This is a genomic window from Pseudomonas sp. NFACC04-2 (genome assembly GCF_900119265.1).
In the GTDB taxonomy this organism is placed as follows: domain Bacteria; phylum Pseudomonadota; class Gammaproteobacteria; order Pseudomonadales; family Pseudomonadaceae; genus Aquipseudomonas; species Aquipseudomonas fluorescens_AA.
Genome location: NZ_FPJC01000005.1, coordinates 17509 through 41894, shown reverse-complemented (window position 1 = coordinate 41894; position 24386 = coordinate 17509). Strand labels below are relative to the sequence as shown.

24 protein-coding genes are annotated in these 24386 nt (G+C 61.4%); 14 read left to right on the top strand and 10 right to left on the bottom strand.

The genetic code is table 11. From position 1 onward, the window contains the following. Window positions 1-4: 4 nt before the first annotated feature. Window positions 5-682 carry a phytanoyl-CoA dioxygenase family protein gene (locus BT125_RS08915; RefSeq protein WP_072406207.1) on the bottom strand — a complete coding sequence of 226 codons (678 nt, stop codon included), beginning with the start codon at window positions 680-682 and terminating at the stop codon, window positions 5-7. 144 nt (window positions 683-826) lie between these two features. Here BT125_RS08915 and BT125_RS08910 point away from each other — a divergent pair, with 144 nt between their 5' ends. After that, complete coding sequence (locus tag BT125_RS08910; protein WP_072406205.1) at window positions 827-1450, top strand: hypothetical protein; 624 nt, start codon at window positions 827-829, stop codon at window positions 1448-1450. 127 nt (window positions 1451-1577) lie between these two features. Here BT125_RS08910 and BT125_RS08905 read toward each other — a convergent pair whose 3' ends face one another. Beyond that, the gene (locus tag BT125_RS08905) at window positions 1578-1856 is read right to left on the bottom strand and encodes a hypothetical protein (RefSeq protein WP_058544244.1); all 279 of its coding nucleotides are present in this window, start codon (window positions 1854-1856) and stop codon (window positions 1578-1580) included. 401 nt (window positions 1857-2257) lie between these two features. Here BT125_RS08905 and BT125_RS08900 point away from each other — a divergent pair, with 401 nt between their 5' ends. The 7 genes from BT125_RS08900 (at window position 2258) to BT125_RS08875 (ending at window position 7509) form a co-directional block, all read left to right on the top strand. Next, entirely contained in the window at window positions 2258-4447 is a 2190-nt protein-coding gene (locus tag BT125_RS08900) for a GAF domain-containing hybrid sensor histidine kinase/response regulator (protein ID WP_072406203.1), read from the top strand. 129 nt (window positions 4448-4576) lie between these two features. Then, the gene (locus BT125_RS08895; RefSeq protein ID WP_256573743.1) at window positions 4577-4789 is read left to right on the top strand and encodes a hypothetical protein; all 213 of its coding nucleotides are present in this window, start codon (window positions 4577-4579) and stop codon (window positions 4787-4789) included. 355 nt (window positions 4790-5144) lie between these two features. Then, a complete protein-coding gene (locus tag BT125_RS08890; protein ID WP_072406201.1) occupies window positions 5145-5561 on the top strand; it encodes a glycine zipper domain-containing protein in 417 nt (138 codons plus the stop codon). Between the two features lie 153 nt (window positions 5562-5714). Then, window positions 5715-5888, top strand: coding sequence for a hypothetical protein (locus BT125_RS29435; RefSeq protein WP_170842313.1), 174 nt, complete (start codon window positions 5715-5717; stop codon window positions 5886-5888). Between the two features lie 69 nt (window positions 5889-5957). After that, window positions 5958-6161, top strand: coding sequence for a hypothetical protein (locus BT125_RS08885; protein ID WP_072406199.1), 204 nt, complete (start codon window positions 5958-5960; stop codon window positions 6159-6161). An 89-nt stretch (window positions 6162-6250) separates the two neighbouring features. After that, window positions 6251-6625, top strand: coding sequence for a hypothetical protein (locus BT125_RS08880; protein ID WP_072406197.1), 375 nt, complete (start codon window positions 6251-6253; stop codon window positions 6623-6625). Between the two features lie 188 nt (window positions 6626-6813). Next, window positions 6814-7509, top strand: a complete 696-nt coding sequence (locus tag BT125_RS08875; RefSeq protein ID WP_072406195.1) for an HAD-IA family hydrolase — start codon at window positions 6814-6816, stop codon at window positions 7507-7509. Between the two features lie 63 nt (window positions 7510-7572). Here BT125_RS08875 and BT125_RS08870 read toward each other — a convergent pair whose 3' ends face one another. Then, window positions 7573-8319, bottom strand: a complete 747-nt coding sequence (locus BT125_RS08870; protein WP_072406193.1) for a 3-oxoacyl-ACP reductase family protein — start codon at window positions 8317-8319, stop codon at window positions 7573-7575. Between the two features lie 125 nt (window positions 8320-8444). Between BT125_RS08870 and BT125_RS08865 the strand changes: the two genes are divergently transcribed. Then, window positions 8445-9368 carry a LysR family transcriptional regulator gene (locus BT125_RS08865; RefSeq protein ID WP_072406191.1) on the top strand — a complete coding sequence of 308 codons (924 nt, stop codon included), beginning with the start codon at window positions 8445-8447 and terminating at the stop codon, window positions 9366-9368. A gap of 58 nt (window positions 9369-9426) precedes the next feature. On the opposite strand, the gene BT125_RS08860 is transcribed toward BT125_RS08865, so the two are convergent. The 3 genes from BT125_RS08860 to BT125_RS08850 all read right to left on the bottom strand — a co-directional run bounded on the left by BT125_RS08860 (window position 9427) and on the right by BT125_RS08850 (window position 12939). Continuing rightward, window positions 9427-10155 carry an aspartate/glutamate racemase family protein gene (locus BT125_RS08860; protein ID WP_072406189.1) on the bottom strand — a complete coding sequence of 243 codons (729 nt, stop codon included), beginning with the start codon at window positions 10153-10155 and terminating at the stop codon, window positions 9427-9429. A 58-nt stretch (window positions 10156-10213) separates the two neighbouring features. Next, a complete protein-coding gene (locus BT125_RS08855; RefSeq protein WP_072406186.1) occupies window positions 10214-11743 on the bottom strand; it encodes an NCS1 family nucleobase:cation symporter-1 in 1530 nt (509 codons plus the stop codon). Between the two features lie 452 nt (window positions 11744-12195). Next, window positions 12196-12939, bottom strand: a complete 744-nt coding sequence (locus tag BT125_RS08850) for a phosphoadenylyl-sulfate reductase (RefSeq protein ID WP_063325000.1) — start codon at window positions 12937-12939, stop codon at window positions 12196-12198. A gap of 174 nt (window positions 12940-13113) precedes the next feature. Between BT125_RS08850 and thrH the strand changes: the two genes are divergently transcribed. Next, on the top strand, window positions 13114-13731 hold the full coding sequence (thrH, locus tag BT125_RS08845) for a bifunctional phosphoserine phosphatase/homoserine phosphotransferase ThrH (protein ID WP_072406184.1): 618 nt from the start codon (window positions 13114-13116) through the stop codon (window positions 13729-13731). 115 nt (window positions 13732-13846) lie between these two features. Here the strand turns inward: thrH and pabB are convergent, their stop codons facing one another. The 4 genes from pabB to BT125_RS08825 form a co-directional block, all read right to left on the bottom strand. Then, window positions 13847-15190, bottom strand: coding sequence for an aminodeoxychorismate synthase component I (gene pabB / locus BT125_RS08840; RefSeq protein ID WP_072406182.1), 1344 nt, complete (start codon window positions 15188-15190; stop codon window positions 13847-13849). A gap of 279 nt (window positions 15191-15469) precedes the next feature. Beyond that, the gene (locus tag BT125_RS08835; protein WP_072406180.1) at window positions 15470-16456 is read right to left on the bottom strand and encodes an alpha-L-glutamate ligase-like protein; all 987 of its coding nucleotides are present in this window, start codon (window positions 16454-16456) and stop codon (window positions 15470-15472) included. After that, on the bottom strand, window positions 16456-17988 hold the full coding sequence (locus BT125_RS08830; RefSeq protein WP_060741350.1) for an osmotic stress tolerance membrane protein RloB: 1533 nt from the start codon (window positions 17986-17988) through the stop codon (window positions 16456-16458). The genes BT125_RS08835 and BT125_RS08830 overlap by 1 nt, the downstream gene beginning before the upstream one ends. A 5-nt stretch (window positions 17989-17993) precedes the next feature. Further along, window positions 17994-18530, bottom strand: coding sequence for a retropepsin-like aspartic peptidase RloA (locus tag BT125_RS08825; RefSeq protein ID WP_053186065.1), 537 nt, complete (start codon window positions 18528-18530; stop codon window positions 17994-17996). 282 nt (window positions 18531-18812) lie between these two features. Between BT125_RS08825 and BT125_RS08820 the strand changes: the two genes are divergently transcribed. From BT125_RS08820 to acnD, 4 genes are all read left to right on the top strand, one after another. Further along, window positions 18813-19526 carry a GntR family transcriptional regulator gene (locus BT125_RS08820; protein ID WP_072406178.1) on the top strand — a complete coding sequence of 238 codons (714 nt, stop codon included), beginning with the start codon at window positions 18813-18815 and terminating at the stop codon, window positions 19524-19526. Further along, window positions 19523-20407 carry a methylisocitrate lyase gene (prpB, locus tag BT125_RS08815; RefSeq protein ID WP_030137801.1) on the top strand — a complete coding sequence of 295 codons (885 nt, stop codon included), beginning with the start codon at window positions 19523-19525 and terminating at the stop codon, window positions 20405-20407. Before BT125_RS08820 ends, prpB begins: the two co-directional genes overlap by 4 nt. Before the next feature lie 41 nt (window positions 20408-20448). After that, window positions 20449-21576, top strand: a complete 1128-nt coding sequence (gene prpC, locus BT125_RS08810) for a bifunctional 2-methylcitrate synthase/citrate synthase (protein WP_072406175.1) — start codon at window positions 20449-20451, stop codon at window positions 21574-21576. Window positions 21577-21775: 199 nt separating this feature from the next. Then, window positions 21776-24367: a Fe/S-dependent 2-methylisocitrate dehydratase AcnD gene (gene acnD / locus BT125_RS08805; RefSeq protein WP_072406173.1), complete on the top strand. Its 2592-nt coding sequence runs from the start codon at window positions 21776-21778 to the stop codon at window positions 24365-24367. Window positions 24368-24386: the final 19 nt, after the last annotated feature.

Genomic DNA, 24386 nt, shown 5'->3' with positions numbered 1-24386 from the left:
AAACCTAGTCCTCTAAAGTAAACGCCGAGGGGGCGAATCGGTCGCGGGTGTCCATGCGAATATTGCGCAGCGCCACGGTTTCCAGGTGTGACGCGTAGAGCGATTCCGCGAAATAGCTGATCAGGATGGAGCGACGGCGTGCGCCGATCACGTTCAGGCTGCCTGCGTGCACCAGGTCGACATCGAACATCAGGATGTCACCGGCATTGCCTGAAAGCTGTACAGCGCGTGACTCGTCATTGAAGTCGAAGGGTGGCGCATCCGGCTCGGGGCGATGGCTGCCGGGGACGACCCGTGTCGCGCCGTTCTCGGCGCCGTAATCGTCGAAGAACGCCAGGGCGATGGCGATGTCGCCTGGTCGTTGGGCCGACAGATCGCGATGCAGTGATTGGTGGCCGCCACCGGCAAGGGGCTCGCGGCCTTCCACTTGGGAGAGGAAGAATTGCTCGCCGATCAACTCACCTGCCACGGCCAGTAGCTGGGGTAGACGACACACGGCCTGAATCCTCGAATCATCGTCCAGCATCGAATAGCGCCAGTCCATGCCACGGGGCACTGGCCATTGGTCCGACGGCCGCACGCCTGCATCGAACACGCAGCGTAAGTCAGCCAGCCACTCGTTCGGGATTGCTCGGCGGAGCAGGGCGTAGCCGTCTTGGTGGAGTCGTTTGCGGTCAGCCATGGTTCGTCCTTGGGCGGGCATTTGGAAGGCTAGTCTGTAAACCAAAGTGGGACCACCCGACACTGGAAAACGGAGGCGACAGAGACAATCCCGGAATGTTTTGCAATTATCATCCAACCACCATCCAAGAAAAGGACTTCACCGATGAAGCGTTTGCTCGCCTGCACCCTCCTGACACTGGCCGTCGTCGGCTACGCCAAGGCCGACCAGAGCACCTTCGAAGAAACGAACTCGTGCTCGGAAGACATCGATTGCCAAGGCGATTTCATCTGCAAAAACGGCCAATGCGACAGCCCTCAACTCCAGCGAAGCCCTGTTGCAAAAACCACCGCCAAGACTCAAGCCGCACCTCCCGCGCCGCCGGGCGTTGCCTATCAACCGCTGCCCGTCAATACCGAGCGTGCCGGACCTTTCACGACTCAGACTGAGGCGATGGCAACTGCGCTGAATTATCAATCGCGGACGGGTGTGATGAACGTCATGGAATCCGTTGTCGAGCAGGCCGAGTACACCGGTTATGTGACGATTGAAAAGGCTTACACGTTTGGCCCGAGCAAGTATGTGCTGGTGGTTTCCACAGGCGAAGGCGGCAATGCTTGCCCGGCGTCCACCTATGTATTCAGTTTCGATACCCAGGCCGAGCGTGTTGATGGCAAGCGTGAAGTGGAGGGGTGTTCTGAATTGGTCGAGGCCATGGCGGAAGGGAACAAGCTCATGGTCAAGAAGGAGGGCGGTGCGACGGTTGTTTATAACGGGATTGTCGAGTAGTTCAGGTCGACGATGCACCCGTGGCGAGGGAGCTTGCTCCCGCTTGAGTGCGTAGCGCTCATAAAAGGGGTCGCTGCGCAGCCCAGCGGGAGCAAGCTCCCTCGCCACAGGTTGTCGGCGGGCAGGCTTATAGCGTGGAGCCTGCCGGTGCCGCATCCAATCGTCGTGCAATCACATCCATCACGTCACACCCGTCACGCAGCGGGATGCAGCAAAGCTGTGCCAGATCTTGCAAGGTCGCGGGATCGATGGTCAGTTCATCACGCATCGCCAAGTTCTCCAGGAATTGGGTGGCGGCACGGATTCGGTAGGCGGCTGAGTCGAGCAGGATGTGTAGCGGGGCGGTGGTATCGACGTAGAGGGGTTGGTCGTCGGCGTTGCTGGTAAGGCCCATGTATTGATTCATAAGTAAGCTCCACTGGATAGTTTTGCCCACTGCGGGTCGCCAAACCCGGCCACCATTTGGGCGACGCCAAAACTATAGACGTCACCGCAAAAAATACGCAAGGGATTGATAGCGAAGGGGTTTCCCAATCATATGTAGGACGTTGCCATCGTCGTAAGCATCCGAGCTGTATGTCTTACAACTTGGCAGTCTCTTCACCTACATCAAGCCCATTCCCAACGATATGTAAGACATTTCTGTAGCCTAACCCTCGATTTCCGCCCTTCACCCCCCATTTGCCCCCCGACGCCTCCCACAATCCAATCGCGCATTCCCACCCATCGCGGGATAATACGGCCCTGCCTGGGGTCACAAGCGTTTCCCCCCTCGTTGGTATTGGCGTCTCAGAAGGATCGAACGCAATGACAGATTGGCTTCAGAGCTCTGGAGAAATGGCTGAACGGGTTCGGCGCCATCCTTGGGGGGACACGCCCCTTGGGCCGCCTTCGCAATGGCCTGATGTGCTGAAGACCACCGTGGCCCTGAGCCTTGCCTCGCATTTTCCCCAGGCTATCGTCTGGGGGCCGGACCTGATCACGTTGTACAACGATGCGTTCCTGCCGATCCTTGGCAGCAAGCCCGAGGCGCTGGGACGGCGGTTCGATGAGGTGTGGCGGGAGGTCTGGAACGATATCGGGCCGATCGTGCGCGCGGCCTTCGATGGGCAAGCCACTTATATAGAGAACTTCCCCCTGGTCATCGAGCGCGGCGGCGGTCCTGAACAGGCTTATTTCACGTTCTGCTATAGCCCCATCCGTGACCAGTTCGGCACGGTGGTGGGCATGTTGGATACGGTCACCGAGACCACGTCCACGGTGTTCATGACCCAACGGCTGGCCGTGCTGGATGCCATTGGCAATGCCGTGGCCAACGCCACCGACCCGCAGGCCATCATGGCGACCACCACGCGGATTCTGGCGGCGCACCTGAACCTGTCCAATTGTGCCTACGCGGACATGGATGAGGACGAGGACGGCTTCACCATTCGCGGCGATTGGGCCAGGGCGGGGTCGCCCCATATTCTCGGGCATTATCAGCTGGCTGATTTTGGTCGGCTGGCCGTCGCCAACCTGCGGGCCGGCAAGCCGCTGGTGATCAACGATAACCTCAAGGAGCTGGCGCCGGAGGAAGCGGCGACGTTTCAAGCCATTGGTATCGCGGCCACCATTTGCGTGCCGTTGATCAAGGGGGGGCGATTGACCGCGCTGATGGCCATTCACGACAAAACGCCGCGGGTCTGGTCATCCAACGATCTGGCGCTGCTGATGGAAGTCACCGAGCGTTCCTGGGCCCACATCGAGCGCGCCCGTGCCGATGCTGCCGTGCGCGAAGGTTTGGCGGCCCTGGCCGAATTGAACGCGACGCTGGAGGAGCGGGTCGAGGAACGCACCACGCGCTTGAAACAGACCGAAGCGGCACTGCGTCAGTCGCAGAAACTCGAAGCCATCGGCCAGCTCACCGGCGGCGTGGCCCATGATTTCAACAACTTGCTGACGATCATCCGTTCTTCAGTGGATTTCCTGCGCATGCCCAACTTGTCCGAAGAGCGCCGGCAACGCTACATGACGGCGGTGTCCGAAACCGTGGAGCGCGCCTCCAAGTTGACCAGCCAGTTGCTCGCGTTTGCGCGGCGCCAGCCGTTGAAGCCAGAAGTCATCGATGTGGGCAAGCAAGTGCAGAGCCTGGGGGACATGCTGCAAACCGTCACCGGGGCGCGGATCCAGGTTAACGTCGAATTGTGCGATCGGCCCTGTTACATCCGCGCGGACCTGAGCCAGTTCGAGACGGCGTTGATCAACATGGCCCTCAATGCCCGGGATGCCATGAACGGCCAGGGCACGCTGTGGCTTCGGCTCAGTTGCGGCGGTGGGATACCGCCGATCCGTGGTCATGCCGGGGCCGGGCAGTCCTTTGCCGCCATTGCCTTGGCTGACACCGGTACCGGTATTGATTCGCAAGTGCTCGAGCACATCTTCGAACCCTTCTTCACCACCAAGGAAGTGGGCAAGGGCACGGGGCTGGGGTTGTCCCAGGTGTTCGGTTTTGCCAAACAGTCCGGTGGCAACGTCGATGTTTCGACCGTGGTGGGCGAGGGCACGGTGTTCACGTTGTACCTTCCGGAAGTGGCGCCCGAGCAAAACCACGAGCCGGTCAAGGAAGAGGTCACGCACCTGGTGCTGGAAAAGGGCAAGCGCCGGGTGTTGATCGTGGAAGACAACTTGGAGGTGGGGCGTTTTGCCAACCAGATTCTCCAGGACCTGGGCTACGAAACCGCTTGGGCGACCAATGCAGAAGAAGCGCTGGAAATGGTCGGGCCGGATGCGATGGCATTCGACGCGGTATTTTCTGACGTGGTGATGCCAGGCATCGGTGGTATCGCCTTGGCCCGGGAACTGCGCCAGCGTCGCCCGGATCTGCCAGTGGTGCTCACTTCCGGCTACAGCGAAGAGTTGGCCCACAGTGGTCATGAAGGCTTTGAGTTCTTGTCCAAACCCTATTCGGCCGACCAGGTTTCCCGGGTTTTGAACCGGACGATGCTGGGCGCTGAATGAGTGTTTCCTTTTTGAAACAGCAAGTTCCACTCGTCGGCGAAGAGGCTTGTTGAATAACCAGTCTGTTGATGACCGGCTAGTCTCATTGTCGTGAAGGTCGATATTGTCAGGCAACCGGTTGTTGCCGGTATGGACCTCAATGAAAGGGGAAAGGCAATGGGAGCATCGTACAGCGAGGAGCACGGAGCCGCGTATCCGATCAATGAAGGATTGCAGTGTGGTCAGTCGACCTACCATGCAGACTTTGGCGACGAGCCGATCAAGTCCATCAGGACGAAGGTGGCCAAAGTGCAGCGAGGGGAGAAGGCCAAGTTCTTGCCCAGGGTTCCGGTCAAGAAGTGACAGGCACCCACCGGGCTGCGATCTTTCTCCTGTCGATTGAATCCAAAGCGAACGATAAAAGATCGCAGCCTTCGGCAGCTCCTACGGGGGGAGCTTTCCGGTCTTTGCGTAAATATTTTTTATCTTTTCTCAACCGGCGGTTTCTTTCACGTTTCTTTCACAAGCAGGTACGTACTCTCAGCTCATCCGTTAGAAAGCAGTACCTGCCCGTTTCCCCAGCGGGCTTTTTTTTGCCTGTCATAAAATAATCCACCGTTTCGTTGTCCAACCGTCATGGCTGATGCTGTTTGGCGTACACTCGCGCCCGCGCGCACTGGCCATTTCTCCCCGATGCGGCATTCTTGAGGTTTCTATCATGCGTTTGACTTTGTCCACCTTGGTATTGGGGTTGGTGGTTGCCCAGGGCGCGATGGCGGCCGGCGATGGTACCGCTGCAGTCGGCGGTGGTCTGGGCGGTGTGTTGGGCAACGTGGTCGGCCAGCAGATGGGTGGCAGCACAGGCGCCGCGATCGGCGCGGGTGTCGGCGGCGCAGCCGGCAGCGCCGTGGGCGCGCGCAAGGGCAGCCGCACGGAAGCCGCCATCGGCGGTGGCCTGGGGTCGGCAGGTGGTTCGATCGTCGGTAACCGTCTGGGCGGCTCCACCGGCTCCACCATCGGCGCTGGCGTCGGCGGCGCGGCGGGCGGCGCGTTGGGCAGCAACCTGTCCAATGACAACGACGGTCACTCCGGCGGCAAGAAGCACAAGCATAAGCACAAGAGAAATCATCGTTAAGCGGATGCTTGAATGAAAAGACCCGGCCTCTGTGCCGGGTTTTTTTATTGACTTGCCATTCCCGTGAACAGGGCTCCCCTGAACATTTCTCCGGAACGATTGCCGCCCCCCCTCCTCAAATTCATACATCCATCAGCGATTGCGAGGTGTGCCATGACGCCGGAAACCGAAGGCAAGGAAGAAAAAGGCCCGACGGGCGTGCCCTTCATCAATGATCCGGGCCCCAACGACCCGGGCAACGAAGACCCCGGTTCCCTGATGGACGATGCCCAGGTGCCCTTGCTCGACGATGAGGACGCTGAACTTGAGGACGAATCCTACGAGTGAAGGCGCTCAAACTGAACGCACGCGTACTTTAAGCTGCAGGACAGGTGCGTGCACCTGTCAGGAGATTCTATGACTGCCGATTCCCCCGTTCCCAATGACGAAGAAACCCCGGAGTACCCGCTGCCATCGCCCACCAACCCGTTGAGCCGCGACCAGCTCCCGCCCGATGATGAGACGGGCGCCGAGCAGGTGCCCAGCGACGACGAGGACGTTGAAGCGACTCCGGATGATCCGGACATCGCCGGTGACGACGCCTCTGGCACGCCGAGCTGAGTCGACGAGCCCGCCTGTCGATTCAGTGGCACCATCACCCCGCCACGCGTGCCAGACATCAGGTAAGTATCTTGAAAAGGAGACTCACCATGATGAAATCCAATATGACAGCGCTGACACTTGCCGGAATTCTTTCCGTCAGTTCATTGGCCGCTTTCGCACAATCTTCGAGCGGCACGCCCCCCGTGGACAAGGGCGGAATGCCACCTTCCTCGGAAATGGAAGCCGGCTCCAATTCCGGTCCCAGCGCTAACGCCTTGCCTCCGGGCTCTGTAGGCGGCGGGAATGGCGGCGATGCCAGTGGCAGCAGCACCAGCCCTGGCACTGGCAGCGGTTCGATGAGTGGCGGCAGCACGATGGGCGGTGCCGATGCGGGCGGTGGGACCAACGGCGGAACCGGTACCAGTGACAGCGGTGGCAGCTCCGGCGGCAGTGGTTCGGGGTCGGGCGGCTCCGGCCAGTAACCTCCCATCACCCACCTACATTAGTGGCGAGGGAGCAAGCTCCCTCGCCACAGAAGCTCATCCTCAGATTTCCCATTGCCGGTTCCAAGCCCCCTTCGTTATCCTGCTGAATCCTTTAAGGCGAACACGCTACCCTGGCCGCACCTGAGCCATCCCTGGAATGTTGTGTTGATAACGGATCAGATGCGATGAATGCACCGCTGAAAGAGTTTGGCCCGATCAAGGCTGTGATTTTCGACATGGATGGGCTGTTGCTGGACACCGAGGGGATCTATACCGAGGTCACCTCCATTATCGCCGAGCGCTACGGGCGCACGTTCGATTGGAGCGTCAAGCAGAACATCATCGGGCGCGGGGCCACGGACCTGGCCAATTACGTCGTCCAGGCCCTGGAGTTGCCGATCACCCCCCAGGAATTCCTGGTCATCCGCGAGCCCTTGATGCGCGAGCGTTTTCCTCACGCCCTGGGTATGCCCGGCGCCGAGGAACTGGTGCGGCATCTCAAAGCCCACAACGTTCCGATCGCGGTGGGTACCAGTTCATCGAGTGCCACGTTCGAACTCAAAACCACCTTGCACCGGGACTGGTTCGCGTTGTTCGATTGCATCGTGACGGCCGATGATCCGGAAGTCGGCGCGGCGAAACCGGCGCCGGATATCTTCCTTACCGCCGCCCGGCGCCTGGGTGTCGAGCCGCGCGATTGCCTGGTTTTCGAGGATTCGCCGTTCGGCGTGACAGCGGCGAAAGCCGCCGGCATGACCGCCATCGCCATTCCGGACTCGGCCATGGCGGACGAAAAATACGCCCATGCCGACGGAATCATCCGCTCCTTGAAAATGTTCCAGCCAAGCCTTTGCGGTTTGCCGGAATTGGAGTGGGCCTGACAGCGAAGGGCTGCTGCGCAGCCCTGCGGGAGCAAGCCTCCTCGCCACAATGATCGGCTCGGATCAGGCGCCGAAACCACCGTCGATGGTCAGGCTGGCGCCGGTGATATAACCGGCTTCCGGCCCTGCCAGGTAGGCAACGAAACTGGCGATTTCATCGACATTGCCGTAGCGCCCCACGGCCATCAGGGACAACAGGCTGGAGGCGAAGTCGCTGTCGGCCGGGTTCATGTCGGTGTCCACTGGGCCGGGCTGTACGTTGTTGACGGTGATGCCGCGTGGGCCGAGGTCGCGGGCCAGGCCTTTGGTCAGGCCCACCAGCGCGGATTTGCTCATGGCGTAGGTCGCGCCGCCGACGAAGGGCATGCGGTCGGCGTTGGTGCTGCCGATGTTGATGACCCGGCCACCTTCGACCATGTGCCGCGCTGCCGCCTGGGTGGCGACGAACACGCTGCGCACGTTGACGGCCAGGGTCTGGTCGAAATCTTCGAGTTTGAATTCATCCAGCGGCCCCATGGCCAGCACGCCCGCGTTATTGACCAGAATGTCCAGTCGCCCGAAAGCTTCGACGGTGGCGGCGACGGCGTTACGGACGGCATCGGCGTCGGCGCTGTCCGCTTTGATTGCCAAGGCCTTGCCGCCCGCTGCGGTGATGCTGTTCTGCAGTTCTTCGGATTTTGCGCCAGAGCTGACGTAGGTGAAGGCCACGGCGGCGCCTTCTGCGGCAAGGCGTTTGACGATGGCGGCGCCGATGCCGCGAGAACCGCCCTGGATCAAGGCGACTTTACCGTTCAGTGCTTGGGTACTCATGATGTTCTCCAAAAAGTGCCGGGGCGAGGTGCCGCGGTGATGGAGCGAGTATCAAGAAGAGGTCATGGGCTGTGTAGACCGTCATTGCTATAGTCTGTCTAAACCAAAAGTTTAGAGTGAGGCCCATGGAGACCTTCAACAGTATCGAATGCTTTGTGCGCAGCGCCGAAGTCGGCAGCTTTGCCGAAGCGGCGCGACGTTTGAGCGTGACCCCGGCGGCGGTGGGTAAAAGCGTCGCCAAGCTGGAGGCGCGGATGGGAGTGCGCCTGTTCCAGCGCAGCACCCGCAGCCTGAGGCTGACCGAAGCCGGCCAGTTGTTCCTGAGGGAAGTCGGCAGCAGCTTCAACACTATCCAGAACGCCGTCGCCAACCTGGCCAGCGCCGGCGGGCAACCGGCGGGAACGCTGAAGGTGAGCATGGGCACGGCGTTCGGTCGATTGTATGTCGTGCCACTGCTAGGAGAGTTTTTGCGGCGCTACCCGGCGATCAACCCGGATTGGCATTTCGATAACCGCCAGGTAGACCTGATCGGCCAGGGTTTCGATGCCGCCATCGGCGGTGGTTTCGAGCTGCCCCAGGGCGTGGTGGCGCGCAAGTTGGCTGTGGCCCATCGGGTGCTGGTTGCATCCACGGACTACCTGAACAGTCACGCTGCCTTGGTGGAGCCGGAAGATCTGGCGCAGCACCAGGGCATCCTGATTCGCTCGCCACAAACCGGCCGCGTGCGTTCCTGGCAACTGACCAGCCGAACCCAGCAACACAGCCCGCTCATGCTCAAGACTCGCATGACCATGAGCGATTCGGAAGCCGACTGCGCGGCAGCGGCCCAAGGGCTGGGCATCGGGCTGGTGAGCATGCCGGTGGCCGTGCCCTATCTGGAGTCCGGCGCGCTGCAGCGGGTGCTGCCGGACTGGTACGTCGATGACGGTAATATCTCCATTTACTATGCCGAGCATAAGTTGCTGCCGGGCAAGACCCGGGTGTTCGTGGATTTCATCATCGAACAGTTTGCCGAGCAGGGATTGGCGCGGCGGTTCAGTGCGGTTTGAGTTGGGCGCTGGACCGCGTTGGCCTCAATCGCGAGCACCTCGGTCCAAACCTGTGAACTCACCGCCCAAACCGTCCCGGCCAGCCAATGATGGTCTTGGGCCGAGGCGTGGCGTAGGTGCGCACTTTCGAGGTCGACAACCCCAGCCGTACCAGCGACTCGGCAATGGTCACCGCCGCCGTCACGCCATCGACCACCGGCACCCCGGTGCGTTGGCGGATCTGCTCATCGAGCCCGGCCATGCCGCCGCAGCCCAGGCAAATCACTTCAGCCTTGTCATGGCTGACCGCCAGTTCGGCCTGGCGCACGATGGCCTCGACCGCCCGTTGCGGGTCTTGCTCCAGTTCCAGTACCGCCAGGCCGCTGGCCCGTACCGAGGCGCAGCGGTCAAACAGGCCGGACAGCTTGAGCCGGTCTTCGATCAGCGGCACGGTGCGGTCCAGGGTGGTGACCACCGAATACGCGTGACCGAGGAACATGGCGGTACTGGCGCCGGCATCGGTGATATCCACCACCGGCACGTTCAGCAGTTCTTGCAGACCTTCGCGGCCATGCTCGCCGTAGCCGGCCTGGATCACCGCGTCGAACGGCTGGTCGTAGGACATCACCCGGTCCATCACCGCAATGGCCGCCAGGTAGCTTTCAAAATTGCCCTCGATGGAATCGGCACCGAAATGCGGCGTGAGCCCGACGATCTCGGTGCCCGGCGCAGCCACGGCCTGGGCCTGGCGGGCGATGGCCTGGGTAATGGATTCGGTGGTGTTGACGTTGACCACGAGAATTCGCATGAGCTGTCCTCCTTGATGCATGAAAGTAAGCGGCCCGTACCGGTCGGGCCGTGACGGATCAATGATGAACGTTATCCACAGCGATGGATTCGCCGCTGACGTCCTCGTAATACGGTTCGCGCTTGGCGATGATCAGGTACAGCAGCCCTGCAATCGAAGCGCCAATCAGCCAGGAAAACGGTGAAACGGCGTCAAAACCGGGTACCAAGGCCAGGATAATCGCGATCAGCGCGGCCGGAATGAACGCCGCCACCGCACGCAGGTTGACGCCTTTGCTGTAGAAATACGCACCGTTTGGGTCCTCGCTGTACAGTTGCGGCACGTTGATGCGGCCTTTTCGCAGCAGCCAGTAGTCGACCATGATCACCCCGTACAGCGGCCCGAGCAGGGCGCCGAGGCCGGACAGGAAATACACGATCACCAGCGGGCTGTTGTAGAGGTTCCACGGCAGGATCAGCACGGCAATGGCGGCGCTGATCAGCCCGGCGCGGCGGAAGGTCAGGTACTTGGGCGCCAGGTTGCTGAGCACGAACGCCGGGGCGACGAAGTTGGCCATGATGTTCACCGCCACGGTGACGATCAGGAAGGCCAGGCAGCCCAACACCAGAAGGAACGTGTTGGGGATCGAGGCGACGACCTGGGTCGGGCTTTCGATGATTTGCCCGTTGATCTGGAACTGCGCACCGCAGAGCAGGATGGTGATCCCGGCAAACACCAGGATGTTCACCGGCAGGCCCCAGAAATTGCCGACGATGATGGTTCGGCGGCATGGCGAGGAGCGGGCGAAGTCGCAGAAATTGAGGATCAAGGTGCCGTAGATCGACAGCCACAGCGCGCCGCCGGCAAAGATATTGCGCCACATTTCGCCACCGGTCAGCGGCTCGCGGATCGACCAGGCAATGGTGGCGCCGGCCTGGGTGTACATCCAACCGGCCAGGGCTGCGACGGTCACCAGGATCACCGGACCGGCGAAACCCTCATAACGGCGCACCGTCTCCATGCCGTAGGCGAGGATCACCAGTTGCACGAACCAGATCGCCACGAAACACACCCAACCCAGGCTCGACAGGCCCAGGATCGAGTCGCGGTCGTAGTCGGCGAAGCCCGGGTGGATCGCCACCAGCAACACGCGGAACACCACCGACGCCAGGTAGGTCTGGATCCCGAACCAGGCAATCGCAATGACCGCCCTGATCAACGCAGGAATCTGCGCGCCGTGGATCCCGAAGCTGATCCGGCTGATCACCGGGAACGGCACCCCGGTTTTCTGACCCATGTAGCCGGACAGGTTCATGAAGCCATACACCAGTGCCGCGCCTATCCCCAGGGACAGCAAGATCTGCCAGCCACCCAGCCCCAGGGCATAGAGGCCGATGGCGAAGGAGTAATTGGCGATGTTGTGCACGTCGTTGGTCCACAGGGCAAAGATGCTGTAGCGGCCCCAGCGGCGACCTTCGGCCTTGGTGGGCGCCAGGTCCTTGTTGTGCAGCCGCGGGCTCAGGGCCAGGGATGCTGCGGCGTTGTCATCGAGGGCAGTGGTGGAGGAGGGCAGATCCAGCGCGATGTTATTGGAGAGACTTGTACGCATTCCGGCAGGCTCCTGATTCTCGGCGCTGCGATGACTGTGCATGAGCGCGGGGCTCGACAAATCTTCGTCGCGGCGGGCGAGCATCATTGGTTACGGGGCATCTGCAGCCTGTACGGGATAGGGCGCTTCAGGCTTGCGGATCTAAAGTGTGTGTATGTTTTATAAATGTTGTATACAAAACACTTGTCGACTCAAGCCAGATTTATGCCACTTGTAGATCTATCCAAAGGAGCTCTAATTTCGTTTTGTTATGGTATTTGAATAACTAGCTGAAATACCGAGATTTAAAGCTGACCGTTTAAACAGGTATTTATTTTTTGGCGAACGCCAGTGGAGGAAGGAAGCCAGGTGGGGCGGGGAATTGGGTGTAACTTTTCGGGGCAGTAACGACATAAGTGCACACAAAAATGCCACTTGTGGTGACATTTTTGTGTACAGAGAGCGGCGGGCGCTTAGACGGTCTTGGATTTGGCGATGATGTTCCCAGCGTGCAGCCCGCATTCTTTCTGCGTGGCTTCTTCCCACCACCAGCGACCTTCGCGTTCGTGCTGGTTCGGCAGCACCGGGCGGGTGCAGGGTTCGCAGCCGATGCTGATGAAGCCGCGTTCATGCAGGCTGTTGTAGGGCAGTTCGAGCATGCGGATGTAACCCCAGACTTCTTCGCTGGTCATCTGCGACAGCGGGTTGAACTTGTACAGGGTGCGCTCCGGGGTGGAAAACGCCGTGTCGATTTCCAACACGGCCACCTGGCTGCGGGTGCCGGGGCTCTGGTCGCGGCGCTGGCCGGTGGCCCAGGCGCGGACATCGGTCAACTTGCGGCGCAGCGGTTCGATCTTGCGGATGCCGCAGCACTCGCCGTGACCGTCCTTGTAGAAGCTGAACAGGCCTTTTTCCTTCACGAAGGGTTCAAGTTTCGTGTAGTCCGGCGAGACCAGTTCGATGTCGATTTTGTAGTGCTCGCGCACCTGATCGATGAAGCGATAGGTCTCCGGGTGCAGGCGACCGGTGTCGAGGCTGAACACCTTGACGTTCTTGTTCAGTTTCCAGGCCATGTCCACCAGCACCACGTCTTCGGCGCCACTGAACGATATCCACAGGTCGTCGCCGAATTCGGCGAAGGCCAGCTTGAGGATGTCCTGGGGGGACTTGTTGGCATAGGTCGTGGCGAGTTCCACGACGTCGAACGATGGGCTCATCAGGGCGGTTTCCTACAGGTCGGTGGCGCTGGGCGCTCTATATGGGGCTGATGGTAACAAAAGCTGTCGGGGCTGGCGCGCTCCTGTGCGTTGCGCGGGCTCTGGCGAATGGCTAGAGTCGGCAAGCCTTTTATTCGCTCAACCGATAAACATCAGAAAAAATGGGAGTGTCTTGTGGAAATTGCCTGTCTCGACCTGGAAGGTGTGCTGGTCCCGGAGATCTGGATCGCCTTCGCCGAAAAAACCGGGATTGAATCCCTCAGGGCAACCACTCGGGACATTCCCGACTACGACGTGCTGATGAAGCAACGGTTGCGCATCCTTGATGAGCATGGCCTCAAGCTCTCCGACATCCAGGAAGTCATCGCCACCCTCCAGCCGCTGGACGGCGCCATCGAATTCGTCGACTGGCTGCGCGAGCGCTTCCAGGTGGTGATTCTTTCCGACACATTCTACGAATTTTCCCAACCGTTGATGCGCCAGCTGGGCTTCCCAACTTTGCTCTGCCATCGCTTGATTACCGATGACAGCGGGCGGGTGACGGGGTACCAGTTGCGTCAGAAAGATCCCAAGCGCCAGTCGGTTCTGGCTTTCAAGAGCCTGTACTACCGAGTGATTGCGGCGGGCGATTCCTATAACGACACCACGATGCTGGGCGAAGCCGACGCCGGAATTCTGTTCCATGCGCCGGAGAACGTGATCCGTGAATTCCCGCAATTCCCGGCGGTGCACACGTTTGTCGAGTTGAAGCAGGAATTCCTCAAGGCTTCGAACCGCAACCTGACTTTTTAACCTCTATCCCTGTGGGAGCGGGCTTGCTCGCGAATTCAGTGTGTCAGTCAACATCATCATTTCTGACCCACCGCGTTCGCGAGCAAGCCCGCTCCCACAGAAGATGGTGTTGTAACTAAAGGTTCTGCAAGGTTTCCAGCAACACCCAAACCTTGGTAATCGACTCCTGATACTCGGCCTCCCAGTCCGAATCCGCGACAATCCCGCCGCCGCCCCAGCAGCACACCTGCCCATCCTTGACCAGCAAGCTGCGGATGGCGATGGAACTGTCCATTTCCCCGCGCACGTCCAGGTACAGCAACGAGCCGCAATACAGCCCGCGCCGGGTCGGTTCGAGTTCGTCGATGATTTGCATGGCGCGGATCTTCGGCGCGCCGGTGATCGAGCCGCCGGGAAAGCTCCCGGCGATCAGGTCCAAGGCGTCCTTGTCGTCGGCCAGTTCGCCGGTCACGCTGCTGACCAGGTGATGCACGTTCGGGTAGCTTTCCAGGCTGAACAACTCTGGCACCCGCACTGAGCCGATACGGCAGGTGCGGCCCAGGTCGTTGCGCAGCAGGTCGACGATCATCAGGTTTTCCGCCCGGTCCTTGGGGCTGGCCAGCAGCTCGGCGGCGTGGGCCGCATCTTCCTCGGGCGTTGTGCCGCGGGGACGGGTGCCCTTGATCGGCCGGGTTTCCACGTGGCCTTCGCTGACCCTGACAAAGCGTTCGGGCGACAGGCTCAGCACCGCGCCACCCTCTGGCAGGCTCTGGAAGCCGGAGAACGGCGTCGGGCAAGCGGTCCGCAACGCCTGATAGGCGACCCAGGCATCGCCTTCGCACGGGGCACGGAAGCGTTGGGCAAAGTTGACCTGATAGCAGTCGCCGGCCTGGATATACGCCTGGATACGTTCGAACGCCTGTCGGTAGGCTTCGGCACTGAGGTCCGGTGTCATCGGTCCTTCAAGGCTGAACGGGAGAGCGGTTGCGGTGGTCGGCTGGCTGAACAACGCGATCAGGCGTTGGCGTTCGCCTTCGCCACAATGGGGATGGAACACCAGTTGGCTGGTGCCCGCCTGGTGATCGCTGATCAAAGCCCAGTCGTACACGCCAAAACGCGCGTCGGGCAGTTGCAGGTCGTCCTGGGCGTGGGACGGCAGGGTTTCGAGGTGTCGGCCGAAGTCGTAACTCAAGTAGCCGATCAGGCCGCCGGCGAAGGGCAATTGCACCGTGGCCGGCAGCGCCGCGTCGCCCAGTTGCGTCAGCTGAATTCGCAAGCGCTGCAGGAAATCGCTGCCGCTCTCGTTCGGCAACACCGCCAATTGCGCCAGCGGCCAGGCGCTGAGCAGGTCGTAACGCCCACGCTCGGCACTCGGCCGGCCACTGTCGAGCAGCACGCTCCCCGGGGCATGACGGATCGCCGCGAAATACTCGGCGGGGTTGGTGCGGTAGGGCAGCGGGTATACGGAGCAGGTTGGCATGGGCGGGGCGGATCAGCCGTTCAGGCGGGGGAGCGATTGTAATCCTCTGTAGGATTTGCTCCTAGGGGGATGTCGGAGATGAGCAAGTATGGGGGCTATCGAAGATATTTGGGTGTGAACACCTTGTGGCGAGGGAGCTTGCTCCCGCTGGGTTGCGCAGCAACCCCAGGCAGTTGAACGCGGTCAACCTGATGCACCGCGGTGTTGGGTTTTGAGGGGCGCTTCGCACCCCAGCGGGAGCAAGCTCCCTCGCCACAGAAGCAAACTTCAACCTCAGTCTCAGCCTTCAATCGGCGGAATATGCCCAAACAACTCCTGGGCAAACGCCACGCGCTCTTCCGCGGTTTCGATAACGCCCCGGGCCTGGAGTTCTTCCAGGCGGGCTTCCACCGCGTGGGTGCGCAAGGTCAGACCGCAGTCGTTGGCGATCTGGATGTTCAGGCCCGGTCGGGCATTCAGTTCCAGGATCAACGGCCCTTTCTCCTGGTCCAGCACCATGTCGACGCCGATGTAGCCCAGCCCGCACAGTTCATAGCAACCGGCGGCCAGTTTCATGAAACCGTCCCAGTAGGGCAGTTGCACGCCGTCCACCGCGTTGGTGGTGTCGGGGTGTTTGGTGATGATGTTGTTCAGCCAGGTGCCGCGCAGGGTCAGTCCCGTGGCGAGGTCGACGCCCACGCCGATGGCGCCCTGGTGCAGGTTGGCCTTGCCGCCGGACTGACGGGTTGGCAGCCGCAGCATGGCCATCACCGGATAGCCCATCAGCACGATGATGCGGATGTCCGGCACGCCCTCGTAGCTGATGCTCTTGAAGATCTGGTCCGGCGTCACGCGGTACTCGATCAGCGCCCGGTCACGGTGCCCGCCCAAGGAATACAGGCCAGTGAGGATGCTGGAGACATGGTGCTCGATTTCCTCATGGCTGATGATCTTGCCGGACACGGTGCGGTAGCGGCCTTCGAAGCGGTCGGCGATGACGATGATACCGTCGCCGCCCGCGCCCTGGGCCGGCTTGATCACGAAGTCGGTGCGCCCGCCGATGATGTCATCGAGCTTGTCGATTTCTTTCTCGGTGGAGATCACCCCGTACAGCTCCGGCACATGGATGCCGGCGGCCACGGCCCGCTCCTTGGTGATGATCTTGTCATCGACGATGGGGTACAGGCTGCGCTTGTTGTACTTGAGCACGTAGTCGGCGTTACGCCGATTGATGCCCATGATGCCCCGGGCTTCCAGGGCCTTCCAGGTCTTCCAGAAGCCGAACATCAGGAGTCTGCCTTGAGGAAGGCCTTGAACCGCACCAACTCGGTCAGGCGGTAGCCGCGATAACGTCCCATGGCCAACATGAAGCCCACCAGGATCAGCAGGATCGCCGGGAAGGTGAACACGAAGTACACCAGTTCCGGCACGCTCATGATCAGGTGCGCCAGGGACGCGGCGAACAAGGTGCCGATGGCGACTTTCATCGCGTGGCCGGCGCCGCGTTCTTCCCAGGTGATGGACAGGCGTTCGATGGTCATGGTCAGGATCACCATCGGGAACAGCGCCACCGACAAGCCACGCTCCAGGCCCAGCTTGTGGCTGAACAGGCTGATGGCGGCGATCAGCACCACCACGAACGTCAGCACCACCGAGAGCCTTGGTAACATCTGCAGTTTGAGGTGCTCCAGGTACGAACGCAGCGACAGGCCCAGCGTGGTGATCACCGTGAACAGGATGATGCCGAAGCCCAACTGGGTTTCACGGAAGGCCAGGGCGATCAGCACCGGGGTGAAGGTCCCGAGGGTTTGCAGGCCGATCAGGTTGCGCAGTATCAGGATCACCAGCACACCGATCGGGATCATCACCATGATCATGAAGGTTTGCTGGGTTTGCAGCGGCAAGCCGTAGAGCGAGTATTCGAGGAAGTTGGCGTCGGTGTTTTCGTCCGTCAGCTTGGCCAGGCGAATGGCGTTCATTTCGCTGTTGTTCATGCTGAAGGTGACGGTGGCTTTCTTGCCGCCATCGACGGTGATCAGGTTTTCATCGCCGGTCCACCACAGCAGGCGGTCGGTGGGCAGGCCTTGTTCGCCGGAGTCAGGGTTGAAATAGAGCCAGTCGGTGCCGTTGAAGCTGCGCAGCCACAGTTCAGGTGTCTGCGGCTGGTCGGCCACCAGGCGGATGGTGTGGACCTTTTCCACTGGCACGTGGGCGATGGACAGCACCAATTCGACGATACGCGCCTTGTTGGCCGAGGAAGGATCACCGGCCAGCAACAGCTTGACGTTGTCGTCGTTGAGGTTGTTGACCCGCTTGATCGCTTCGCTGATGAACGTCTCGACGTCGGCCGAGTGCTGGCGGATCGGCGCAAGCAGGGCTTCGGCGGCCAGTTTCTCCGGGCCTTCGACGGCGATGCTGTCGCGGAAGGTCGGGCCCTTGACCTTGGTTTTCTCGGCGCTGTAGCGCTTGGTCAGCACCAGGCGGTAATAAAGAGTCTGGTTGCCCTTGGCGCGACGGGCTGACCACGTCACCTTGCGGTTACCGTCGACCCGGTTCACCGCCACGCCGTAATTATTGGAAATGAAACTCTCGTTGAGGCTCACGTAGTCGCGGCTCAGGGGTGGCACGAACATCTGGATCTTCACCGGATCCTTGGCGTTGGGCACGAATTCGACCTTGGCGTCGATGTTCCACAAGTCGTCGGTGGCGTCTTCGGTGACCGGGATGCCGAGCACGAAAATCTGATAGGCCGTCACCGACAGGCCCAGCACCACCAGGATGGCGATCAGCATTTTCAGATGGAGGGTAAGGGAGCGCATTGGGATTACTCTGCGGTTTGAGCGGCATTGGCGCAGGCGGGTTTGCCGGCAGCGTATTTAAGACTGGGGTCGACCAGCGCGTCGAAGCGCTTGAGCGCCTCGGAACCGATCAGCAACGGGTATTGGAAGGCGCTGCGGTCGGTCAGGTTCACTTCGATGCTGCGCAGGGCCGAGCCCATGCAGATGTCCAGTTCGATGACCGGCCGGGCCGTGTATTTCTTGCCTTCTTCCGGGTCGTAGTCACCGGCGCGACGCTTGATTTTGCTGACCCGGGCCAGCGGACGTTCGATGGGGTGCGAGTGGGCTGCGTCGATGGCCAGGTAAAAACGTACCCAGGATTCGCCATTGCGCTTGAAGCGCTTGATGTCCCGGGCGCTGAGGGAGGCGGTCTTGGCGCCGGTGTCGAGCTTGGCGGCGACCTCCAGGTCGATGCCCTGCAAGGCGGCGTATTCGTTGAGGCCGTACACGGTTTTTTCACCCGCCACGGCAAGGCCCGGCAGGCACATGAAATAGAAAGCGGCAGATAAGGGCTTGAGTGTCATAGATCCTGGTGCGCAGCGTTCCGTTTATCGGTTCAGGCCCTGGCATTACTGCACAAGCTCCCTAGGCAGCCTTTCTCTATAAAAGGAGAGCGGCGAATAACCGCGGCATTCTAGCACGGTGGTTTTCTGGCGCCACCGCTGGCCGGAGGCTACGAGTCTTCATGCAACGGGGTTATCTCCAAGGTGTTTATTAGACGATTGTCGACAATGTTGATTTTTGTTTTGACGTAAAGGCTGTTATTGGTTAGTTTTTGCCACATTGATTTCCAAGGTGTCGACAATATGCTCGATCAGCTCGAACCCCCGGTGATGGTCCAAGACGACACGGAGACCCTGTCCGAGAACGTCTTCCGGCGTATCCAGGCCGCCATCGTCAAGGGGGAGATCGCCCCGGGCAGCAAGATCTCCGAGCCCGAGCTGGCGCGCACCTACGGCATCAGCCGCGGGCCGCTGCGCGAGGCCATTCACCGCCTGGAAGGCCAGCGCCTGCTGGTGCGCATTCCTCACGTTGGGGCCCGGGTGGTGTCTCTGAGCCACGCCGAGCTGCTGGAACTCTACGAAATCCGTGAATCCCTCGAAGGCATGGCCTGCCGTCTGGCGGCCGAACGCATGACCCTGGAAGAAATCGACGAACTGCGCCGGGTGCTGGAAACCCACGAGCGCGATGCGGCGTTCCAGGCCGGTGTCGGTTATTACCAGCAGGAAGGCGATTTCGACTTTCATTACCGGATTATCCAGGGCAGTGGCAACCGCACCCTGACGCAGATGCTGTGCGGCGAGCTGTACCAACTGGTGCGCATGTACCGGATCCAGTTCTCCACCACGCCCAACCGTCCGCGCCAGGCTTTTGCCGAGCACCACCGGATTCTCGACGCCATCGCCGACCGTGACGGCGAACTGGCTGAATTATTGATGCGCCGGCACATCGGCGCCTCCAAACGCAATATTGCGCGTCATTTCCAGGACAGCGCCGCCACTGAACGAGGTGAGTCATGAGCAACAGCACTCCAGGCCAGCGTTTCCGCGATGCGGTCGCCAGCGAGCATCCGCTGCAAGTGGTGGGCACGATCAACGCCAACCACGCGCTGCTGGCCAAGCGCGCCGGTTTCAAGGCGATCTACCTGTCGGGCGGCGGCGTGGCGGCCGGCTCCCTCGGCGTGCCGGACCTGGGCATCACCGGCCTGGATGACGTGCTGACCGACGTACGGCGTATCACCGATGTGTGCGACCTGCCGTTGCTGGTGGACGTGGACACCGGCTTCGGTTCCTCGGCGTTCAACGTAGCCCGTACGGTCAAGTCGATGATCAAGTTCGGCGCCGCGGCGATTCATATCGAAGACCAGGTCGGCGCCAAGCGTTGCGGCCATCGTCCGAACAAGGAAATCGTCTCCCAGCAAGAGATGGTCGACCGCATCAAGGCCGCCGTCGATGCCCGTACCGACGACAGTTTCGTGATCATGGCCCGTACCGATGCCTTGGCGGTGGAAGGCTTGGAGTCGGCCCTGGACCGCGCCGCCGCGTGCATCGAGGCCGGTGCCGACATGATTTTCCCCGAAGCCATCACCGAGCTTGAGATGTACAAGCTGTTCGCCAGCCGTGTGAAAGCGCCGATCCTGGCCAACATCACCGAATTCGGCGCGACCCCGCTGTACACCACCGAACAGCTGGCCGGCGCCGACGTGTCCCTGGTGTTGTACCCGCTGTCGGCTTTCCGGGCCATGAACAAGGCGGCCGAGAACGTCTATACCGCGATCCGCCGCGACGGCACGCAACAGAACGTCATCGACACTATGCAGACTCGCATGGAGCTTTACGATCGCATCGACTACCACACCTTCGAGCAGAAGCTCGATGCGTTGTTCGCGGCGAAGAAGTAAGGCGCGACTCCCCTACAAATTCAAGAAAATGGAGACAGCAAATGGCCGAAGCAAAAGTACTCAGTGGCGCCGGGCTCCGTGGCCAGGTGGCCGGGCAAACCGCATTGTCCACCGTGGGCCAATCGGGTGCCGGCCTGACCTACCGCGGCTACGATGTTCGCGAACTGGCGGCAGATGCGCAATTTGAAGAGGTGGCCTACCTGCTGCTGTACGGCGAACTGCCGACCCAGGCACAGTTGGACGCCTATACCGGTAAGCTGCGCCAGTTGCGCGACCTGCCCCAAGCCTTGAAGGAAGTGTTGGAGCGCATTCCCGCCGACGCCCACCCGATGGACGTGATGCGCACCGGCTGCTCGTTCCTGGGCAACCTGGAACCCGAGCAGGAATTTTCCCAGCAACATGACAAGACCGATCGCCTGCTGGCCGCGTTCCCGGCGATCATGTGCTACTGGTATCGCTTCAGCCACCAAGGCCAGCGCATCGAATGCGTGACCGACGAAGTGTCCATCGGCGGCCACTTCCTGCACTTGCTGCACGGCAAGAAGCCGAGCGAGCTGCACGTCAAGGTGATGAACGTGTCGCTGATCCTCTACGCCGAGCACGAATTCAACGCCTCGACCTTCACCGCCCGGGTCTGCGCCTCCACGCTGTCGGACCTGTTCTCCTGCATCACCGCCGCCATCGGCTCGCTGCGTGGCCCGTTGCATGGCGGTGCCAACGAAGCGGCGATGGAAATGATCGAGCGCTTCAGCTCACCGCAGGAGGCCATTGAAGGCACCCTCGGCATGCTCGCGCGCAAGGACAAGATCATGGGCTTCGGCCACGCGATCTATAAGGACAACGACCCGCGCAACGAGGTGATTAAGGGCTGGTCGAAAAAACTCGCCGACGAAGTGGGCGATACCGTGCTGTTCCCAGTGTCCGAAGCCATCGACAAGACCATGTGGGAACAGAAGAAGCTGTTCCCCAACGCCGATTTCTACCATGCCTCGGCGTACCACTTCATGGGCATACCGACCAAGCTATTCACGCCGATCTTCGTCTGCTCGCGCCTGACCGGCTGGGCCGCCCACGTGTTCGAACAACGCGCCAACAACCGCATCATCCGACCGAGCGCCGAATACACCGGCGTCGAACAGCGCAAGTTCGTGCCAATCGAACAACGCTGAGCTGGAGGGCGCTGACGTAGCGACTGAAGGAACCGACCCTCCATGTGGGAGCGGGCTTGCTCGCGAAGACGGACTGACATTCAACATCGATGTCGACTGATGCACCGCCTTCGCGAGCAAGCCCGCTCCCACAGTTGATCGAGTTCACTTCAGCGGCTGCGCCAGCCCCTTCTGAAACCACCGTGACCGAGTCCTGACGATGAACACAGAATTTCGCAAACCGCTGCCTGGCACTTCGCTGGATTATTTCGACGTTCGCGAGGCCGTGGACGCCATCCGCCCCGGCGCCTACGACGGCCTGCCGTACACCTCCCGCGTGCTGGCGGAGAACCTGGTACGTCGCTGCGACCCGGCCACGCTGCGCGAGTCGCTGCTGCAACTGATCGAGCGCAAGCGCGACCTGGATTTCCCTTGGTTCCCGGCCCGCGTGGTGTGCCATGACATCCTCGGCCAGACCGCGCTGGTGGACCTGGCCGGCCTGCGCGACGCCATCGCCTTGCAGGGTGGCGACCCGGCGCAGGTCAATCCGGTGGTGCCGACGCAGCTGATCGTCGACCATTCCCTGGCGGTGGAAAGCGGTGGTTCCGATCCGCAAGCCTTCGCCAAGAACCGCGCCATTGAAGACCGCCGCAACGAAGACCGCTTTCACTTCATCAACTGGACCAAGAAAGCCTTCAAGAACGTCGACGTGATTCCGCCGGGCAACGGGATCATGCACCAGATCAACCTGGAAAAAATGTCGCCGGTGATCCAGCAGCGTGACGGCGTGGCTTTTCCCGACACCTGCGTCGGCACCGACAGCCATACCCCCCACGTCGATGCCTTGGGCGTGATTGCCATCGGCGTCGGTGGCCTGGAGGCCGAAAGCGTCATGCTCGGTCGCGCCTCGTGGATGCGCCTGCCGGAAATCATCGGCGTCGAGCTGACCGGCAAGCTGCAGCCGGGCATCACCGCCACCGACATGGTGTTGGCGCTGACCGAGTTCCTGCGCAAGCAAAAAGTCGTCGGTGCCTGGCTGGAGTTTTTCGGTGAAGGCGCCAGTGCCCTGACCTTGGGCGACCGTGCGACCATTTCCAACATGGCCCCGGAATACGGCGCCACAGCGGCGATGTTCCATATCGATCAACAGACGATCGACTACCTGAAGCTCACCGGACGCGAAGACACCCAGGTGCAGTTGGTGGAAACCTATGCCAAGCACGTGGGCCTGTGGGCCGATAGCCTCAAGGGCGCGCAGTACGAGCGTGGCCTGACCTTCGACCTGTCGTCGGTAGTCCGCAACATGGCTGGCCCGAGCAACCCCCACGCCCGCGTCGCAGTGTCGGAGCTGGCCGCCAAAGGCATTTCCGGCCAGTGGGACGATGTGCCCGGGCAAATGCCCGACGGCGCGGTGATCATCGCCGCTATCACCAGTTGCACCAACACCAGTAACCCGCGCAACGTGATCGCCGCCGGCCTGCTGGCGCGCAACGCCAACCGACTGGGCCTGGCCCGCAAGCCGTGGGTCAAGTCGTCCCTGGCGCCGGGTTCGAAAACCGTGGCGCTGTATTTGGATGAGGCCGGCCTGACGTCCGAACTCGAGAAGCTGGGCTTCGGCGTGGTGGCATTCGCCTGCACCACCTGCAACGGCATGTCGGGCGCGCTGGACCCGGTGATCCAGCAGGAAATCATCGACCGCGACCTGTATGCCACCGCCGTGTTGTCGGGCAACCGCAACTTCGACGGGCGTATCCATCCGTACGCCAAGCAGGCGTTCCTGGCATCGCCACCTTTGGTGGTCGCTTATGCCATCGCCGGGACCATCCGTTTCGACATCGAAAAAGATGTGCTGGGCGTGGTGGACGGTCGCGAGATCCGCCTCAAGGACATCTGGCCGAGCGACGAAGAAATCGACGCGGTGGTCAAGGCTTCGGTGAAACCGGAGCAGTTTCGGCAGGTGTACATTCCGATGTTCGCCATCCAGGAAGACACCGGGCCGAAAGTGACGCCGCTGTACGACTGGCGCCCCCAAAGCACCTACATCCGTCGTCCGCCGTACTGGGAAGGGGCGCTGGCCGGTGCACGACCGCTCAAGGGCATGCGCCCGCTGGCGGTGCTGCCGGACAACATCACCACCGACCACTTGTCGCCGTCCAACGCCATCATGCTGGACAGTGCCGCAGGCGAATACCTGGCGAAAATGGGCCTGCCGGAAGAGGACTTCAACTCCTACGCGACCCACCGCGGCGACCACCTGACCGCGCAGCGCGCCACCTTCGCCAACCCGAAACTGTTCAACGAAATGGTCCAGGAAAACGGCAAGGTCAAGCAGGGCTCCCTGGCCCGAGTCGAGCCGGAAGGCAAGGTCATGCGCATGTGGGAGGCCATCGAGACCTACATGGAACGCAAGCAGCCGCTGATCATCATTGCCGGTGCCGACTACGGCCAGGGTTCGTCCCGGGACTGGGCGGCCAAGGGCGTGCGCCTGGCCGGTGTCGAAGCGATCGCCGCCGAAGGTTTCGAACGCATCCACCGCACCAACCTGGTGGGCATGGGCGTGTTGCCGCTGGAGTTCAAGCCCGGTACCGATCGCAAGACCCTGGGCATCGACGGCAGCGAAGTCTATGACGTGATCGGCGAACGCACGCCGCGGGCGACGCTGACCCTGGTGATCACTCGCAAGAACGGCGAGCGCATCCAAGTGCCGGTGACCTGCCGTCTCGATACCGCCGAAGAAGTGTCGATCTACGAAGCCGGGGGCGTGCTGCAACGCTTTGCCCAGGACTTCCTGGAATCGGCGGTGGCCGTTTAAATCGCTTGGGTGGCCCGTT

What these genes read in the sequence shown, in the direction of transcription:
- BT125_RS08885 (WP_072406199.1), top strand. Translation starts at nt 5,958, where the DNA reads ATGACTGCCGATTCCCCCGTTCCCAATGACGAAGAAACCCCGGAGTAC.
- BT125_RS08830 (WP_060741350.1), bottom strand. Translation starts at nt 17,988, where the DNA reads ATGCGCTCCCTTACCCTCCATCTGAAAATGCTGATCGCCATCCTGGTG.
- prpB (WP_030137801.1), top strand. Translation starts at nt 19,523, where the DNA reads ATGAGCAACAGCACTCCAGGCCAGCGTTTCCGCGATGCGGTCGCCAGC.
- BT125_RS08825 (WP_053186065.1), bottom strand. Translation starts at nt 18,530, where the DNA reads ATGACACTCAAGCCCTTATCTGCCGCTTTCTATTTCATGTGCCTGCCG.
- BT125_RS08820 (WP_072406178.1), top strand. Translation starts at nt 18,813, where the DNA reads ATGCTCGATCAGCTCGAACCCCCGGTGATGGTCCAAGACGACACGGAG.
- BT125_RS08895 (WP_256573743.1), top strand. Translation starts at nt 4,577, where the DNA reads ATGGACCTCAATGAAAGGGGAAAGGCAATGGGAGCATCGTACAGCGAG.
- BT125_RS08870 (WP_072406193.1), bottom strand. Translation starts at nt 8,319, where the DNA reads ATGAGTACCCAAGCACTGAACGGTAAAGTCGCCTTGATCCAGGGCGGT.
- pabB (WP_072406182.1), bottom strand. Translation starts at nt 15,190, where the DNA reads ATGCCAACCTGCTCCGTATACCCGCTGCCCTACCGCACCAACCCCGCC.
- prpC (WP_072406175.1), top strand. Translation starts at nt 20,449, where the DNA reads ATGGCCGAAGCAAAAGTACTCAGTGGCGCCGGGCTCCGTGGCCAGGTG.
- BT125_RS08900 (WP_072406203.1), top strand. Translation starts at nt 2,258, where the DNA reads ATGACAGATTGGCTTCAGAGCTCTGGAGAAATGGCTGAACGGGTTCGG.
- BT125_RS08905 (WP_058544244.1), bottom strand. Translation starts at nt 1,856, where the DNA reads ATGAATCAATACATGGGCCTTACCAGCAACGCCGACGACCAACCCCTC.
- BT125_RS08880 (WP_072406197.1), top strand. Translation starts at nt 6,251, where the DNA reads ATGATGAAATCCAATATGACAGCGCTGACACTTGCCGGAATTCTTTCC.
- BT125_RS08890 (WP_072406201.1), top strand. Translation starts at nt 5,145, where the DNA reads ATGCGTTTGACTTTGTCCACCTTGGTATTGGGGTTGGTGGTTGCCCAG.
- BT125_RS08835 (WP_072406180.1), bottom strand. Translation starts at nt 16,456, where the DNA reads ATGTTCGGCTTCTGGAAGACCTGGAAGGCCCTGGAAGCCCGGGGCATC.
- acnD (WP_072406173.1), top strand. Translation starts at nt 21,776, where the DNA reads ATGAACACAGAATTTCGCAAACCGCTGCCTGGCACTTCGCTGGATTAT.
- BT125_RS29435 (WP_170842313.1), top strand. Translation starts at nt 5,715, where the DNA reads ATGACGCCGGAAACCGAAGGCAAGGAAGAAAAAGGCCCGACGGGCGTG.
- BT125_RS08915 (WP_072406207.1), bottom strand. Translation starts at nt 682, where the DNA reads ATGGCTGACCGCAAACGACTCCACCAAGACGGCTACGCCCTGCTCCGC.
- BT125_RS08875 (WP_072406195.1), top strand. Translation starts at nt 6,814, where the DNA reads ATGAATGCACCGCTGAAAGAGTTTGGCCCGATCAAGGCTGTGATTTTC.
- BT125_RS08855 (WP_072406186.1), bottom strand. Translation starts at nt 11,743, where the DNA reads ATGCGTACAAGTCTCTCCAATAACATCGCGCTGGATCTGCCCTCCTCC.
- BT125_RS08860 (WP_072406189.1), bottom strand. Translation starts at nt 10,155, where the DNA reads ATGCGAATTCTCGTGGTCAACGTCAACACCACCGAATCCATTACCCAG.
- BT125_RS08910 (WP_072406205.1), top strand. Translation starts at nt 827, where the DNA reads ATGAAGCGTTTGCTCGCCTGCACCCTCCTGACACTGGCCGTCGTCGGC.
- BT125_RS08850 (WP_063325000.1), bottom strand. Translation starts at nt 12,939, where the DNA reads ATGAGCCCATCGTTCGACGTCGTGGAACTCGCCACGACCTATGCCAAC.
- BT125_RS08865 (WP_072406191.1), top strand. Translation starts at nt 8,445, where the DNA reads ATGGAGACCTTCAACAGTATCGAATGCTTTGTGCGCAGCGCCGAAGTC.